Annotated in this window: 15 protein-coding genes; 4 read left to right on the forward strand and 11 right to left on the reverse strand. The window is 63.7% G+C overall.

Features of this window, described 5'->3' with window-relative positions:
• Nucleotides 1-23 precede the first annotated feature (23 nt).
• Together ABIE49_RS21635 and rsmI are read right to left on the reverse strand one after the other, a co-directional pair.
• Nucleotides 24-437: a YraN family protein gene (locus ABIE49_RS21635; RefSeq protein WP_192736153.1), complete on the reverse strand. Its 414-nt coding sequence runs from the start codon at nucleotides 435-437 to the stop codon at nucleotides 24-26.
• Nucleotides 424-1,383, reverse strand: a complete 960-nt coding sequence (gene rsmI / locus ABIE49_RS21640) for a 16S rRNA (cytidine(1402)-2'-O)-methyltransferase (RefSeq protein WP_192736154.1) — start codon at nucleotides 1,381-1,383, stop codon at nucleotides 424-426. Before rsmI ends, ABIE49_RS21635 begins: the two co-directional genes overlap by 14 nt.
• A 365-nt stretch (nucleotides 1,384-1,748) precedes the next feature.
• On the opposite strand from rsmI, the gene ABIE49_RS21645 reads away from it, so the two are divergent.
• Nucleotides 1,749-2,963, forward strand: coding sequence for a penicillin-binding protein activator (locus tag ABIE49_RS21645; RefSeq protein WP_192736155.1), 1,215 nt, complete (start codon nucleotides 1,749-1,751; stop codon nucleotides 2,961-2,963).
• A 3-nt stretch (nucleotides 2,964-2,966) separates the two neighbouring features.
• On the opposite strand, the gene ABIE49_RS21650 is transcribed toward ABIE49_RS21645, so the two are convergent.
• The 5 genes from ABIE49_RS21650 to rph all read right to left on the reverse strand — a co-directional run bounded on the left by ABIE49_RS21650 (nucleotide 2,967) and on the right by rph (nucleotide 7,541).
• Nucleotides 2,967-3,812, reverse strand: coding sequence for a hypothetical protein (locus tag ABIE49_RS21650; protein ID WP_192736156.1), 846 nt, complete (start codon nucleotides 3,810-3,812; stop codon nucleotides 2,967-2,969).
• Nucleotides 3,809-4,921 (reverse strand): aminotransferase class I/II-fold pyridoxal phosphate-dependent enzyme, encoded by a 1,113-nt coding sequence (locus ABIE49_RS21655; RefSeq protein WP_192736157.1) that lies wholly within the window; start codon nucleotides 4,919-4,921, stop codon nucleotides 3,809-3,811. Before ABIE49_RS21655 ends, ABIE49_RS21650 begins: the two co-directional genes overlap by 4 nt.
• A gap of 91 nt (nucleotides 4,922-5,012) precedes the next feature.
• Nucleotides 5,013-6,194: a radical SAM family heme chaperone HemW gene (hemW, locus tag ABIE49_RS21660; protein ID WP_210337277.1), complete on the reverse strand. Its 1,182-nt coding sequence runs from the start codon at nucleotides 6,192-6,194 to the stop codon at nucleotides 5,013-5,015.
• Nucleotides 6,187-6,816 carry an RdgB/HAM1 family non-canonical purine NTP pyrophosphatase gene (gene rdgB / locus ABIE49_RS21665; RefSeq protein WP_192736158.1) on the reverse strand — a complete coding sequence of 210 codons (630 nt, stop codon included), beginning with the start codon at nucleotides 6,814-6,816 and terminating at the stop codon, nucleotides 6,187-6,189. Before rdgB ends, hemW begins: the two co-directional genes overlap by 8 nt.
• A gap of 11 nt (nucleotides 6,817-6,827) precedes the next feature.
• A complete protein-coding gene (gene rph, locus ABIE49_RS21670; RefSeq protein WP_192736159.1) occupies nucleotides 6,828-7,541 on the reverse strand; it encodes a ribonuclease PH in 714 nt (237 codons plus the stop codon).
• 159 nt (nucleotides 7,542-7,700) lie between these two features.
• Here rph and hrcA point away from each other — a divergent pair, with 159 nt between their 5' ends.
• Complete coding sequence (gene hrcA, locus ABIE49_RS21675) at nucleotides 7,701-8,789, forward strand: heat-inducible transcriptional repressor HrcA (protein ID WP_192736160.1); 1,089 nt, start codon at nucleotides 7,701-7,703, stop codon at nucleotides 8,787-8,789.
• Nucleotides 8,790-8,980: 191 nt separating this feature from the next.
• Nucleotides 8,981-9,577: a nucleotide exchange factor GrpE gene (gene grpE / locus ABIE49_RS21680; protein WP_192736161.1), complete on the forward strand. Its 597-nt coding sequence runs from the start codon at nucleotides 8,981-8,983 to the stop codon at nucleotides 9,575-9,577.
• A gap of 20 nt (nucleotides 9,578-9,597) precedes the next feature.
• Here the strand turns inward: grpE and ABIE49_RS21685 are convergent, their stop codons facing one another.
• The 4 genes from ABIE49_RS21685 to ABIE49_RS21700 all read right to left on the reverse strand — a co-directional run bounded on the left by ABIE49_RS21685 (nucleotide 9,598) and on the right by ABIE49_RS21700 (nucleotide 12,852).
• A complete protein-coding gene (locus ABIE49_RS21685) occupies nucleotides 9,598-10,026 on the reverse strand; it encodes a VOC family protein (RefSeq protein WP_192736162.1) in 429 nt (142 codons plus the stop codon).
• A 172-nt stretch (nucleotides 10,027-10,198) separates the two neighbouring features.
• Nucleotides 10,199-11,050 (reverse strand): helix-turn-helix domain-containing protein, encoded by an 852-nt coding sequence (locus ABIE49_RS21690; protein ID WP_192736163.1) that lies wholly within the window; start codon nucleotides 11,048-11,050, stop codon nucleotides 10,199-10,201.
• A gap of 30 nt (nucleotides 11,051-11,080) precedes the next feature.
• Entirely contained in the window at nucleotides 11,081-11,803 is a 723-nt protein-coding gene (gene pncA, locus ABIE49_RS21695) for a bifunctional nicotinamidase/pyrazinamidase (RefSeq protein ID WP_192736164.1), read from the reverse strand.
• 113 nt (nucleotides 11,804-11,916) lie between these two features.
• A complete protein-coding gene (locus ABIE49_RS21700) occupies nucleotides 11,917-12,852 on the reverse strand; it encodes a hypothetical protein (protein ID WP_192736165.1) in 936 nt (311 codons plus the stop codon).
• Between the two features lie 557 nt (nucleotides 12,853-13,409).
• On the opposite strand from ABIE49_RS21700, the gene dnaK reads away from it, so the two are divergent.
• Nucleotides 13,410-15,311, forward strand: a complete 1,902-nt coding sequence (dnaK, locus tag ABIE49_RS21705) for a molecular chaperone DnaK (RefSeq protein ID WP_192736166.1) — start codon at nucleotides 13,410-13,412, stop codon at nucleotides 15,309-15,311.
• The last annotated feature ends 2 nt before the right edge of the window (nucleotides 15,312-15,313 follow it).

Below are 15,313 nucleotides of genomic sequence, written 5' to 3' on the forward strand. Positions count from 1 at the left end.
GTCCGGCTTTCTCGAGGGAGGTCTTATACGCTGGCGTCGAATGCCGCTAACAGATGGCGTGGCAAACGCCGCGGCGCAATCAGGATGGCGTCGAATCGCAGCTCGAATTCGGCATGTTCGGGATGCGCCATCAGCCAGGCTTGCGCGGCATCGATGATGCGGGCCTGTTGGCGCGGCGTCACCGCATAGGCGGCGTCGTCGAGCCGGGCTCGCGCCTTGACCTCGATGAAGGCGATCAGATTGCGCTTTTTGGCGACGAGATCGATTTCGCCATAGGGGGTTTTGAAACGCTTGGCGAGAATGCGGTAGCCCTTGGCCATCAGGAACGCGGCGGCGCGGGTCTCGGCCGAAAGCCCGGTCTGGAACGCCGCGACCCGCTCGGGCGCGGCGAGTTTTGTGGACGCGTCGGGCGGCGTGGCGCCGTCAGTCTTCGCCATCGTCCTCTCCATCCCGAATTGCTTTCGCAAGCTCGAGCGCGCGGGCATAGACCTCGCGGCGCGGCCGGCCGGACAGTTCGACGGCATGGGCGACCGCATCCTTGACGCTATCGCGCGCGAGCGATGACCGCAGCAGGTCATCGAGATCAGCCTCGGTCATGACCAGCGCATCCGCCCGGGGCGGGCCGATCACCAGCACGAATTCGCCGCGGGTCTCCAGCGTATCGGCGGTCTTTGCCAACTCCGCTATGGGGGCGCGCGCGATCTCCTCATGCAGTTTTGTCAGTTCGCGGCAGATCGCGGCGTCGCGCTCGGCCATGATCCCGGCGAGATCGCCCAGCGTGTCCGCGATGCGGTTGCCGGATTCGAACATGACGAGCGTGGCGTCGATCCGGGCAAGTTCTGCCAGCCGCGTGCGGCGCGCCTGCTGCTTGGCGGGCAAAAATCCCTCGAAGAAAAACCGGTCGGTGGGCAATGCTGCGACCGATAGCGCCGTCAGCACCGAGGAGGCGCCCGGCACCGCGATCACGGCATGGCCGGCGGCGCAGACCTCGCGCACCAGCTTGAAGCCGGGATCTGATATCAGGGGCGTCCCGGCGTCCGAGACCAGCGCGATCGAGGCGCCCTGCGCCAGCTTTTCCAGGATCTTTGGCCGCGCCATCGCGGCGTTGTGCTCGTGATATTGCTTGAGCTGCGCCGAGATTACGTAGCGCTCGGTCAGGCGGCGGGTGATGCGGGTGTCCTCGCAGGCGATGATGTCGACGCCGGCCAGGGTTTCAAGCGCACGCAACGTGATGTCGCCGAGGTGGCCGATCGGGGTGGCCACCAGATAAAGCCCGGGAACCGGCTTTGGGGCGGTCAGGACATGACCGCCGATCGAAAATGTCCTGATCACGGAACCCGGTTCGGCTTCAGGCCCGTAGTTGGAGCGGGTTTTTGCGCGCATAATGCCAATCTAAAGCGTTTTCAAGCGAAGTGGATACCGGTTCGCGTGAAGAAAACGCGTCAATACAAAGACCGGGTGTTCCGGTTCTGATAAGATCAGAACCGGAACACAGCGGTAGTAGCTCCGGCGCCACAGCGCGGCGGCAACGTTGGTGCTACGCATCACGGGAAGGGAGCAGGTATCCGCAATCGGCGTTGAGTCCGCGGACCATAATCCTTTTGTTTTGGTTAACTATTCGCCGACAATATGCCTGAATCCGCCCGCCTTTATTCCGGAGGTTGGAGCCTTAAGGTTCAGGTCCTTTGGGTTCAAGTCCTTGAGGTTCAAGGACTGGCCGATCAAGGTCGGTCAAGAGAAGAGATACGATGGTGGGCCCGCTCATTCGCAAACCTCAGCCGTCAGGGGCAACCCGGCGGACGGCGGTCGGCCTTATTCTCGGCGCGCCGCTGCTTGGCGCCTGCTCCAGCGTGCAGCAGAGTTTTGGCCAGTTTTCCAACCCGTTCTCCTCGCCGCAACCCGAAGCCGGGCCGGCGGGCCCGCAGCAGCAACCGCTCGCGGTCGGCACCGGGCAGGTCAAGGTCGGCCTGATCCTGCCGCTCTCGGCCGCCGGCAACGCCGGCGTCGCCGCGCAGTCGATGAAAAATGCCGCCGAAATGGCGCTGGCCGAATTCCAGAATCCCAACATCCAGCTTCTGATCAAGGATGACGGCGGCAGCCCGCAAGGCGCCAGCCAGGCGACCCAGCAGGCGCTCGGTGAAGGCGCGGAGATCATCCTCGGCCCGCTGTTTGCGCAGTCGGTTCCCGCGGTCGCGCAGCAGACGCGCGCGAAGGGCGTGGCCGTGATTGCGTTCTCGACCGATTCCAGCGTGGCCGGGCGCGGCGTCTATCTGCTCAGCTTCCTGCCGGAATCCGACGTCAACCGGATCGTCGATTACTCGGCCGGCATCGGCAAGAAATCCTTTGCGGCGCTGCTACCCGACAACGCCTATGGCAATGTGGTGGAAGCCGCCTTCAAGCAGGCCGCGGCGCGCAAGGGCCGCATCGTCGCGTTCGAGAAATATGGCGCCGACCGCTCGGCCGCCGTGCGCACCGTCTCGCAGTCGCTCGGCCAGGCCGATGCGCTGTTCATGGCCGATGACGGCGATTCGGTGGTGGCGACGGCCGATGCGCTCACCGCGGCAGGCGTGAATTTGCGCAACATCCAGTTGCTCGGCACCGGCCTTTGGGACAATCCGCGGGTGTTCGCGAGCCCGGCGCTGCAGGGCGGTCTCTATGCGGCACCGGATCCGTCGGGTTTTCGAAGTTTCGCCGGCCGCTATCGCACCAAATATGGCGGCGAGCCGGTGCGCACCGCGACGCTGGCCTATGACGCGGTGGCGCTGGTCGCCGCCTTGTCGCGCACGCAGGGTCCGCAACGTTTCGCGCCGGAAACGCTGACCAATCCGTCGGGCTTTGCCGGCATCGACGGGCTGTTCCGCTTCCGCTCCGACGGCAGCAATGAACGCGGGCTTGCGGTCATGAAGGTGGGCCAGGGCGGCAGCGCGCCGGTTGCGGGCTCGCCGAAGAGTTTTGGCGCTTAAGCTTTATTCAGCTTTCTTGGCGTTCGCGAATTCAGCCTCGTAACGCCGCCGGTTGCTCCAATAGATGTTGGCGAACAGCGCCGCTTCCTGGCGGTAGGGGATGTGGTCGTCGGCATCCTGACCGGCCTGCGCCTCGATCCAGGCGGCGTGCTGTGCGATCGCGCCCGAACGATCACCTCGCAACGCCTTGATCTGGAATTCGAACATGTGGCTCTCGATCTCCAGGTACCGATCGTACCAGCAGGTCGACCATTGACGGTTCTGCAGCGCGAAGCGGCGGATCCAGCGCTCCGTCAAATCCATCTCGTGTTCGGGCTTTGAGAACATCACGTCGCGCCGCGCTTCCTGCAGCGTTTCGATCGCAACGGGTTTGTTCTTGGCCCACAGCGTCTGCATCGCAGGATCGGACAAATAGCGATCGGCATAGATCGGATGCGCAAAGGCCTGTTCGCGCAAATGCGGCAGTTCGAAATAGACGCGGATTTCCGAACAGACGCTGGCCTTCAGTTCATTGTCTTCCATCTTGCGGTGGAAGGCATCGAAGCCGATGCCGGGAAAGTAGGGCATGAAGGCCGCGTGGAACATCTCGTGCAACCGGTAGAGGTCCTCGATCGCGGGATTGTCGTAGGCGCGGTTCATGGTGACGCCCCACCATGAACAGAAATGCGCGCGCTCCAATCGGTCGTCGGTGGAGTCGCAGAACAGCCGCGGCAGGCTCGTGAACTGCTCGACGATGTCGTGGATGAAGCCGCCGTCGGTGTGGGAGGCACGGATCGGCGCGCTGCGCCAAAGACCGTGCACGTGGCGGTGAATCTCCTTTGCATCCGTCAGGACGACCAGGTTTTTCACGGTGCGCCTCCAGGAGCGGCGATCGGCCCGGCGGTGCCGATCATCTCGGCCATCGTTGGCGTCAGGCACAGCCGCAAGCGTGCAGCGGGATCGCCGGCCGGGCGACGCAGGAAATCCGCCAGCGCGCGGTCGGTGGCGTTGGCTTCTGCTTGGGCCAGCACGCTGACGTCGCAAGGCAAGAGCGTCAGCCCGAGGCGGCGGCCGATTTGAATCGCCGCCTCGCGCTGGACATGCTTGTAGCGACGCGGCAGATCGAACACGTCGTGACGTTCCAGCAAGGTCAAGCCGAGCTGCAGCGAAGTGAGATTCTTGAACCATTGATTGCCGAACAGGCTCGGCATGGCGCGACGGCAAAGCATGCCACCGATGCGGTCGTAATAGACCCCGAACGGTTTTGACAGGCTGAACGCCAGCGCCTGCACCGCCGGACTGTCGCTGGCAATTCTTGCGGCAGGCGCATCGGCGATCGAGCCGACATAGGTGACGTCGAGCAGCACGCGGGGTTTTTCGGCGGCGGCGAGCAGCGCCAGAAAATCATTGGCGTGCGGCCAGACATTGCCGTCGATCGCCGACGGTTGGCTCAGGCAGAACAGGGCATCGGTGGGCAGCGTGCGCGCGACGGCCTGCCAATGGCTCCGCGGATGTTCGATCACGGCGATGCCGCAGGCCTCGGCATAGGCCTTGTAGCCTTCATACTCGCCGGCGAAGACGTGCACCTCGGGATTGAATTGTTCGACGCGGGCGCGGTTGCCATAGGCGGTGATGACGTGAAACAGCGCCTCGCTGCCGCCGGCGGTCGGATAGCGCCAGGGAAAACCGGCCGCATCGATCGCGACCACGGGCACCGCCCACGCCATCCAGCGCTCGATGAAGGCTTCATGGATGGCAAATTGTTTTCCGGTCCAGGCGTCGCGGAACTGTTCGAGATGATGACGCCGCGCGGCGTCCGGCCCAGTGACGGCATTACCGAGAATGAAATTTTTCGCGGCTTCGGTCTCTGATGTGACCAGCGCATAAACCGTCTTGCTCGCGCCGGCGCTTTTGACGCGGCGGTCGAGTTCGGGATCATGGATCGGCGGGGTGATGGTCCGGTCGTTCACGATCGTCATGCAAATGGCGGTTGGGGCAAAATCGCTGGACAAATCTACCACGGCCGGGCGCTCAGCGCTCGAAAACACTGCGCTTTACGTTATCAGACCCTTACGCGGCGAGATCCGCGACGACCGCATCGAGCACCGGAAAACCGGCCTGCGTCACCCGCAGCCGGCCATCGGCGTCGACGATGATCGCGCCTTCTTCGCGCAGCACGGCGATCCGGCCGGGATCGAGGGTGCGGCCCGACAGCGCGGCGTAGCGGTTGGGATCGATGCCTTCCGCAAGCCGCAACCCCATCAGCAAAAATTCGTCGGCGCGCTCTTCCGAATTGAGGACGTCGTCGGTGATGAAGCCGTGGCCGTTGGTCTCGACCCGCATCAGCCAGGCTTCGGGACGCTTTTCGGTCGCGATCGCGTGTCTTTCGCCATCGATGTCGAGGCGGCCATGCGCGCCCGGACCGATGCCGGCATATTCCTCGCCGCGCCAATAGACGAGATTATGTTTGCACTCCGCGCCCGGCCGCGCGTGGTTGGAAATCTCATAGGAAGGAAGACCCTGCGCGGCGCAAACATCCTGCGTCACGTCATACAGCGCGCGGGCAACGGCCTCATCCGGCGTCTTCAACTTGCCCGCCGCGTGCAATCCGAAGAACGGTGTGCCTTCCTCGATCGTGAGCTGATAGAGCGACAGATGTTCGGCGGCTTCCGAAATCGCCAGCTTCAGTTCGTCGGCCCACATCTGCGGCGTCTGGTCGGGGCGGGCGTAGATCAGGTCGAACGAGTAACGATCGAAGGATTGCCGCGCGATCGCCACCGCATCCAGCGCCTCGCGCGCGCTGTGCAGGCGGCCCAATGCTTTCAATGACGCATCATCCAGCGCCTGCACGCCGAGCGAGACCCGGTTGACGCCGGCCGCGCGATAGCCGCGGAAGCGCGTCGCCTCGACGCTGGTCGGGTTGGCCTCCAGCGTCACTTCGACGTCACCAGCGACGCGCCAATGTTTGCCGATCGCATCCAGGATGGCGCCAACGGTCTGCGGCTGCATCAACGATGGCGTGCCGCCGCCGAGGAAGATCGAGGTGACTTCGCGTCCCGGCGCGCGCTCGGCTGATGTTTCGATCTCGCGCGTAAAGGCGCTGACAAACCGCGCTTCGTCGATCGGCGCATGCCGGACATGGCTGTTGAAATCGCAATACGGGCATTTCGACAGGCAGAATGGCCAGTGCACATAAACGCCGAAAGCCGCTTTGCCGGTCTTGAGGATCTCGGGGCGCTCGAAGCTAGCCAAGGCAGATCTCCGCCAGTTTGACGAAGGCGCGGGCGCGATGCGACAGGCCGAGCCCCAGCGGCGGCAGCCCGTGCTTCTCGATGCTGGCCATCTCGCCGAAGGTGCGGCCGTGTCCATCCGGCAGGAACGACGGGTCGTAACCGAAACCCTCGGTGCCGCGCGGTGGCCACACCAAGGTTCCATCGACCCGCGCCTCGACCTCCTCAACGTGCCCGTCGGGCCAGGCGACGCACAGCGCGGACACGAAATGCGCCTTGCGTTTGTCTGGCGTTTTGGCGCCGCGCTCCTGCAACAGGCGTTCGACCCGCGTCATGGCCGCCAGAAAATCCGCAGGTTTGCCCGCCCAGCGCGCCGAATAGATTCCGGGCGCACCGTCCAGCGCTTCGACCACGAGGCCGGAATCATCGGCGAAGGCCGGAAGCTGCGCGGCTTTCGCGGCCGCGATCGCCTTGATTGCCGCGTTGGCCCGAAAGGTCTCACCGGTCTCCTCGGGCTCATCGAGGCCGAGTTCGCCCGCGGAGATCGCCTCGACGCCATGCGGCGCCAGCAGTTCGCGCATCTCGGCAAGCTTGCCGGGATTGTGGGTCGCGATCACCAGGCGGCCTGTGATTCGACGGTGCATGATCAATCAGACTACGCGACGGCCATCTTTTGCAAGTCCACCAAACGCGCGACGCCCTTGCGCGCCAGCGCCATCAGCGCCAGGAACTCGTCCTGCGAGAACGGCGTCTTCTCCGCGGTGCCCTGCACCTCGATGATGCGGCCGTCGCCGGTCATGACGAAATTGGCGTCGGTATCGGCCTCGGAATCCTCGGCATAATCGAGGTCGAGCACCGGCGTGCCCTGATAGATGCCGCAGGAGATCGCCGCGACATTGTCGCGGAGCACATTGGCTTTCAGCATGTTGCGGTTCTTCATCCACGAGATGCAGTCGGCCAGCGCCACCCAGGCGCCTGTTATCGAGGCGGTGCGGGTACCGCCATCGGCCTGGATCACGTCGCAATCGACCGTGATCTGCCGCTCGCCGAGCGCTTCGAGGTCGACCGCCGCGCGCAAGGAGCGCCCAATCAGGCGCTGGATTTCGACGGTGCGGCCGCCCTGTTTGCCGGCCGCGGCCTCGCGGCGGGTGCGTTCCAGGGTGGCACGGGGCAGCATGCCGTATTCGGCAGTGACCCAGCCGCGGCCCTGACCCTTGAGCCAGGGCGGCAGGCGTTCTTCCAGCGTGGCCGTGACCAGCACATGGGTATCGCCGAATTTCACCATGCAGGAACCTTCGGCGTATTTGACGACGCCGCGTTCCAGCGACACGGGGCGCAGCTCATCGGGCGCACGGCGGCTTGGCCGCATGGGGAATCCTCCGAAAAATCAAGCAAAAGCGGGTTCGCGGTGCTTGTAGGAGGGGGAGCGGGCAGCGGCAAGGCCTTTGGTACCTCTTTGGGGTATAATGCGTGCTTGTCACCGGCCCTCCGGATAGACAGATTAGAGGTCAAGTCGAGGGAGTAATTGGTGGCCCACCACGATCCGATTGGCCTGATTGCGCCGAATGCCGGGCTGGCCCAGCTCAATGAGCGTTCGCGCGACATTTTTCGTCAAATCGTCGAGAGTTATCTCGCTACCGGCGAGCCGGTCGGTTCGCGCAACATTTCGCGCCTGATCGCGATGCCGCTGTCGCCGGCCTCGGTGCGCAATGTGATGTCGGACCTCGAACAGCTCGGCCTGATCTACGCGCCGCATACCTCGGCCGGCCGTCTGCCCACGGAACTCGGCCTGCGTTTCTTCGTCGACGCCCTGATGCAGGTCGGTGACCTCACCGAAGACGAGCGGCAGTCGATCCAGACCCAGCTTGCCTCCGTCGGCCGCGCGCAATCGGTCGAGGCGGCGCTCGGCGAGGCCCTGACGCGGTTGTCGGGCCTGACCCGCGCCGCTGCGGTGGTGCTGACGGCGAAATCCAATTCGCGGCTGAAGCACATCGAATTCGTGCGGCTGGAGCCGGAACGCGCGCTGGTGGTGCTGGTCAGCGAAGACGGCCAGGTCGAGAACCGCGTGCTGACCCTGCCGCCCGGCGTTCCCTCGTCGGCGCTGACGGAAGCCAGCAATTTCCTCAATTCCCGGATTCGCGGCCGTACGCTTGCCGAATCGCGCCTCGAACTCGAAACCGCGCTGACGCAAAGCCGCGCCGAACTCGATCAGCTGACGCAGAAAATCATCGCGGCCGGCATTGCGAGCTGGTCCGGCGGCGAAAGCGAGGACCGCCAATTGATCGTGCGCGGTCATGCCAATCTGCTCGAGGATCTGCACGCGCTGGAAGATCTGGAGCGCGTGAAATCACTGTTCGACGATCTCGAGACCAAGCGCGGCGTCATCGATCTGCTCGGTCGCGCCGAGCGCGCCGAGGGCGTGCGGATCTTCATCGGATCGGAGAACAAGCTGTTCTCGCTGTCCGGTTCCTCCACCATCATCGCGCCCTATAGCGACGCCGCCGGCCGCATCGTCGGGGTTCTCGGCGTGATCGGGCCGACGCGGCTCAACTATGCAAGGGTGATTCCGACGGTGGACTATGCCGCGCGCATCGTCAGCCGCATGCTCGGTGGTTGATACGGCCCGAAAAAAGCTTCGCTTTGTTGTTTTGACGCCTTTCCCGGCGCGAACCGGGCCCACCCCGGATCAGGTCGGTGCGGGCATCGCTCGAAAACGCCATGGAACGCTTGATTTTCGCCCGCTAAAGCACGATATCCCGGGCAGCAAATCCCCATTTAACCGAACGGTTCTTTTGAGAAGGCAGACTTATGACCGATCCCAACCGGCCGAATGATGACGCGGCGGCGCCGAGCGAGCCCGTGGTCTCAAAGCCCTACATCATGCCTGATGATCCCGAGGAAGGATCGGTCGAGGCGTTGACGAAGGAAGCGGCTGAAGCGCGCGACAAGATGCTGCGCACGCTGGCGGAGATGGAAAATCTGCGCAAACGCACCGCCAAGGAAGTTGCCGATGCGCGGGCTTACGGCATCACCGGCTTCGCGCGCGACATTCTCGACATCGCCGACAATCTGCAGCGCGCGCTGGATGCGGTTCCCGCTGAAATGAAGGCCTCGGCCGATCCGGCGCTGAAGGCGTTCATCGAAGGCGTCGAGTTGACCGAGCGGTCGCTGCTCAACACGCTGGAGAAAAACGGCGTCAAGAAATTCGATCCGTCGGGCGAGAAGTTCAATCCGAACTTCCAGCAGGCGATGTACGAAGTCCCTGACGCATCGGTGCCGGCGGGCACTGTGGTGCAGGTGGTGCAGGCCGGCTTCATGATCGGCGAGCGCGTGCTGCGTCCGGCGCTGGTCGGCGTATCCAAGGGCGGCGCCAAGGCGGCGCCTGCCGCCGACATCACGACCTGAGACGAAAGAGCCGATCCGACTTACGCGTCCATCGGCTTCTCATGCGCCTTCGGCCAGTAGGTGCCAAAGCTCCAGAGATTGCCTTCCGGATCCCGGCAGGCGAAATCGCGGCTGCCGTAGTCGGTGTTGTGCAGTTCCATTTCGATTTTGGCGCCTGATGCCTTCACCTTGGCGCACAACGCGTCAGGATCTTCGACGGCGACATAAAGCGCGTCGGTGCGGCGGCCAGAGATGTCGCCAACCAGTCTGCCGTATTCATCGTCGCGGGCCTGACCGAGCATCAGCAGCGAAGCGCCGCAGGCAAGTTGCGCGTGCTGTACCACGCCGTCGCTGCGGTAAACGACATGCTCGGTGAAACCAAGCACGTCCTTCAGCCAGCGGATCATCGCCTCGGCATCCCTGCAGCGCATCGTCGGATAAATGCGCTGCGCGTCGTTGCTATTGGTCATGACAAATTCCTTCGTTCGGCGTCACCGTGCCAATATGCTGATACAGCGCGGCGCCGGCTTGAAGATTTGTTACCAAGAGCCCCGTTCCGATTGAATCGGAACGGGGCTCTTGATTCCTGGTTTTGACGCGTTTTCTTGCCGCGAACCGGTATCCACTTCGCTGGAAAACGCTTTAGCCCGAAAGCGCTTCGTTCGGGCGTGTCAGCCGGCTGTCGATCAGCGCCAGCCGCCTCGCCCAGGCCGTCGGCGTCTCGCCCGCCAGTTCGCCGAATTCGCGGACCAGATGGGCCTGGTCGGCAAAGCCGCTCTCGGCGGCAATCCCGGCCCAGCCGGGAGCCGTGCCGCTGCGTGCCAGCCGGCAGGCGCGGTGAAAGCGCATCATGCGCGCGATTGATTTGGGCGCGAGGCCAAGCTCGGATCGAAAGCGCTCGACCAGATGTTTGCGGCTCCAGCCGATTTCGCCGGCCAGCGTCGCGATCCGCGCGCCACCGGCGGTCAGCGCCAGCCGGCGCCAGGCAAACGCGATCTCCGGCGACGGCAGATGATTGGCGCGGCCGGCGATAAAATCCTCGACCAGGTCGAAGCGATGTTGCCAGCAAGCTGTCGCGCCCAGTCTCTCGCGCAGTTGCCGGCCGTCGCGGCCGAGCACGTCTGACATGTCGACCATGCGCGCGGCAAGACCTGCGACGTCACCGCCGAAGAAGCGATAAGCGCCGAGCGGCGTAAAATCCACCTGCACGCATTCCGCCCCGCCATCGGACTCGATATGAACAGGCCCGGCGTAGAGGCCCGCGGCGAAGCTGGGCTGCCGGTCGGCCGCATCGGGCTCCCGGCCCAGCGCGATCAGGAACGGGCTGCCGAGGCTGATGATCAGCGGCACAATCAGATGCGCGGCTTCACGTTGTGAAAACCGGCCAAGCGCGGTCTCGCGGTAGCCCGTTATTCCCGTGATCAGGCCCGCCGTGCGTTGTGAGGGTGCACGGCGGATCATTTCGAACGCGAGGGGTGCGCCTAAATCCGGCATTGCGACTCTCTCGCGAGAGGGTGTCCTAGCTTAAGCGATATCGCTCGACTGAATGCGCTTGACGCCGGCTGCGCCCATATCGGTCCAGGCCTTCGCGAGCGAGCCCTGGGTGTCGATGCCGCGGCAGGCGTCCTCGATGACATAGGTTTCAAAGCCGGCCTTGCGGGCATCGAGCGCGCTCCATGCCACGCAAAAATCGGTGGCGAGACCGGCTAAGAACACGCGTTCCACCTTGCGCGCCTTCAAATAGGCGGCAAGCCCCGTCGTGGTCTTGCCATCGGCTTCGGTGAAAGCCGAATAGCTGTCGACGTCCTTGTTGGAGCCCTTGCGGATGACGAGGCCGGCATGGGCAATCGAGAGGTCCTTTGACAGCGCGGCGCCTTCGGTGCCCTGCACGCAGTGATCGGGCCACAGCACCTGCTTGCCGTAGGGCAGGTCGATCGTCTCGAACGGCTTCTTGCCGGAATGCGTCGTGGCGAACGAGACATGGCTAGCGGTGTGCCAGTCCTGCGTCAGCACGACGTTGGCAAAGCTCTTGGCGACGCGGTTGATGACGGGAACGACCTGGTCGCCATCTTTCACTGCAAGGCTGCCGCCCGGCAGGAAGCAGTTCTGAACGTCGATCACCAGCAACGCCGACGCATTGTCGGGTTTGATCGACGCGGCCAAAACTGCCTTCGAAAGAATGGTCGCCATTGCCGCCGTGCCCAACGTTTTGCCAAAGCCCGCGAGAATTTGCCTGCGATGAAACATGGTGCATCTCCCTGTCAAAGAGGTCAACACCAGCAAATCAGGTCGCAGGCAGAGCGTAAAGCGGCTTTAGGCGGCGGCGTGCGGCTGAATCTTCGGCACCGAACGGATCATGTTTAGCGCGGGCGAATTCCGTCTCGCACGGCGCGGAAACGCGTGAACGCGGTGGTCCAGCCGTCGCGAGGTGAACTGCCGATGATGCGCAGCGAATTCTGGCCGCCGAACCGCAACCACTGCACGATCGTCACCGGCGTATTGTCCTTGCCGCTGGTGGCTTCGATGCGGGTTTCGTATCCGGGCTGGCCGTCGATGCGGACCGCCTCCGACATCGTGATCCGCCCGTCGCGTACGCCGGGAATCGTCGTCGCCATCTGCTGGGCAAAACGTCCGCGGTCGTCGGGCTGCGCAGGCGCCGATCCGACCAGGCCGACGATCATGAAGGGCGCGGTTTCAAAACCGCTTTTTTCGTCGCCATCGGCAATGATCAGGGCTGCGCCCGGCGCCAGCGTGCGGACCGTCTTGAAATTGCTGAGCTCGGCCATCCTGAACGGCATCAGGCCGAGCTGCTCATCGACCGGAACTTCGTTTCGGATGACGGCGGAAGCGAACATCTGGCGTACGGCGTCGTCGGTGTAGATCCTGGAGGCATTCTCCGGCACCTGCACGGCGACGTAGCCGGAGAAGGTCGGACCCGGCACGATCATCGAGTAGCGCCGGACATTGGTGGCGCCGTCCTTGGCGTTCTCAGCGGTATAATAGGCGAGCCCCGCCGCGGTCTCGATGCTCTCCGGCTTGATGCCGCCGGTGCCGCCGGGATTTGCCTTGAAAGCATTGGCGACCTCGCCATAGGCCTCGGCGGGCAGGTCCGCCACCAGCACCTTGACGCCCTGATCCTCGGTCTCGAAGCCGACGAATGATCTGGCTTTGACCAGGCCGACCAGCGGCGTCATGCCGACCCGCGCGCCCGGCGGAAAAACCGGATCGGCGGCGAACGCGGCGCAGGTCGCGGCGATGGTAAGGGCAACCGCAGCGAGGTATCGAACAGGCTTCATGAAGGGTTCTACCGGGTTTACATTGAGGCCGTTCAATGGTCGGCCAGCGCAGCCCTCAAGGGTTCGAGGGCTTGGTTTAGTCAGCCCGCTTTTAGCGGTTTTGATGTCCCTGCAACAGGGCAGGGGCGGCGTCCGTTCCCTCATCACGTTCCGAAACACCGGAATTTTCGCGCGATATGGCGGCTTGCCAAACGTTTTCAGGCGTTTTCGGCGGCGAGCCGGATGGCTGGTGAGGTCCGCGCAGCGGCCAAATACCGCGCTGGCGGCGATCATGAACGAGGCGGATTTTCGGGCGTGGCGATGAGTGCACGCTCACCTCCTTGCCGATTTGTTAACACGGCTGAGGGCCTGAACCTTGACCTGCCCTGAGCTGACACAATCTTTCAAACGTCAGCATTTTCAGGCCCTAAGGTTGCGTTCGGTCCTTGCGGGCAGGACCCCCCCTCCTATATGAGGCTCACCGTCGCAATATCGCGAGTAATTGATCGTTGGGGGTTCGGTTAGGTGCGCCGTCCAGGGCCCAGCCAACCTGCCGCAAAAAGAAGGATATGAGGACCATGGGAAAGGTCATTGGGATCGATCTCGGCACCACCAATTCGTGCGTTGCCGTAATGGATGGCAAGACAGCTAAAGTCATCGAGAACGCAGAGGGCATGCGCACGACCCCGTCGATCGTCGCTTTCAGCGATGATGGCGAGCGCCTCGTCGGCCAGCCTGCCAAGCGTCAGGCGGTGACCAATCCCGAGCGCACCTTCTTTGCGGTCAAGCGCCTCGTCGGCCGCCGCTATGACGACCCGATGGTCGAGAAGGACAAGAAGCTCGTCCCCTATAAAATCGTCAAGGCTTCGAACGGCGACGCCTGGGTCGAAGCCGACAGCAAAACCTATTCGCCCTCGCAGGTCTCCGCTTTCATTCTGCAGAAGATGAAAGAGACCGCGGAAGCCCATCTCGGCCAGAAGGTCGAGCAGGCCGTCATCACGGTTCCCGCCTATTTCAACGACGCGCAACGTCAGGCCACCAAGGACGCCGGCAAGATCGCCGGTCTTGAAGTGCTGCGCATCATCAACGAGCCGACCGCGGCCGCGCTCGCCTACGGCCTCGACAAGACCAAGACCGGCACCATTGCGGTGTACGACCTCGGCGGCGGCACCTTCGACGTCTCGATTCTTGAAATCGGCGACGGCGTGTTCGAGGTGAAATCCACCAACGGCGATACGTTCCTCGGCGGTGAAGACTTCGACATGCGTCTCGTCAGCTATCTGGCCGATGAGTTCCAGAAGGAGCAGGGCATCAACCTGCGCAACGACAAGCTTGCCTTGCAGCGCCTGAAAGAGGCCGCCGAAAAGGCCAAGATCGAATTGTCCTCGACCACGCAGACCGAGATCAACCTGCCGTTCATCACGGCCGATCAGACCGGTCCGAAGCATCTGACGATGAAGCTGACCCGCTCCAAGTTCGAGGCGCTGGTCGACGATCTCGTCCAGAAGACCATCGAGCCGTGCCGCAAGGCGCTGAAGGATGCGGGCCTCACCGCCGCCGAGATCGGCGAAGTGGTGCTGGTCGGCGGCATGACGCGCATGCCGAAGGTTCAGGAAGTGGTGAAGCAGCTGTTCGGCAAGGAGCCGCACAAGGGCGTCAACCCGGACGAAGTCGTCGCCATCGGTGCGGCGATCCAGGCCGGCGTGCTGCAGGGCGACGTCAAGGACGTGCTGCTGCTCGACGTGACCCCGCTGTCGCTCGGCATCGAGACGCTGGGTGGCGTGTTCACCCGCATCATCGATCGCAACACCACGATCCCGACCAAGAAGAGCCAGGTGTTCTCGACCGCCGAGGACAACCAGAGCGCCGTCACCATCCGCGTCTTCCAGGGCGAGCGTGAAATGGCGGCCGACAACAAGGTGCTCGGCCAGTTCGACCTGATGGGCATTCCGCCATCGCCGCGCGGCATGCCGCAGATCGAGGTGACGTTCGACATCGACGCCAACGGCATCGTCAACGTCTCGGCCAAGGACAAGGCGACCGGCAAGGAACAGCAGATCCGGATTCAGGCCTCCGGCGGCCTGTCGGACGCCGACATCCAGAAGATGGTCAAGGACGCCGAGGCCAATGCGGCCGAGGACAAGAAGCGCCGCGAGGCGGTCGACGCCAAGAACCATGCCGACAGCCTGGTGCATTCCACCGAGAAGGCGCTGGCCGAACACGGTTCGAAGGTCGAGGAGAGCGAGCGCCGTTCCATCGAGGACGCCGTCAGCGACCTCAAGGAAGCGCTGAAGGGCGACGATGCCGAGGCGATCAAGGCCAAGACCAACACGCTGGCGCAGGCTTCGATGAAGCTCGGCGAGGCCATGTACAAGCAGCAGGCCGAAGCCGACGCCAAGAAGGATGCGGCCAAGGATGACGTCGTCGACGCGGAGTTCACCGAGGTCGACGACGACAAGAACAACAAGAAGTCGGCGTAAGC

Source organism: Bradyrhizobium sp. OAE829, assembly GCF_040546575.1.
Lineage (GTDB): Bacteria > Pseudomonadota > Alphaproteobacteria > Rhizobiales > Xanthobacteraceae > Bradyrhizobium.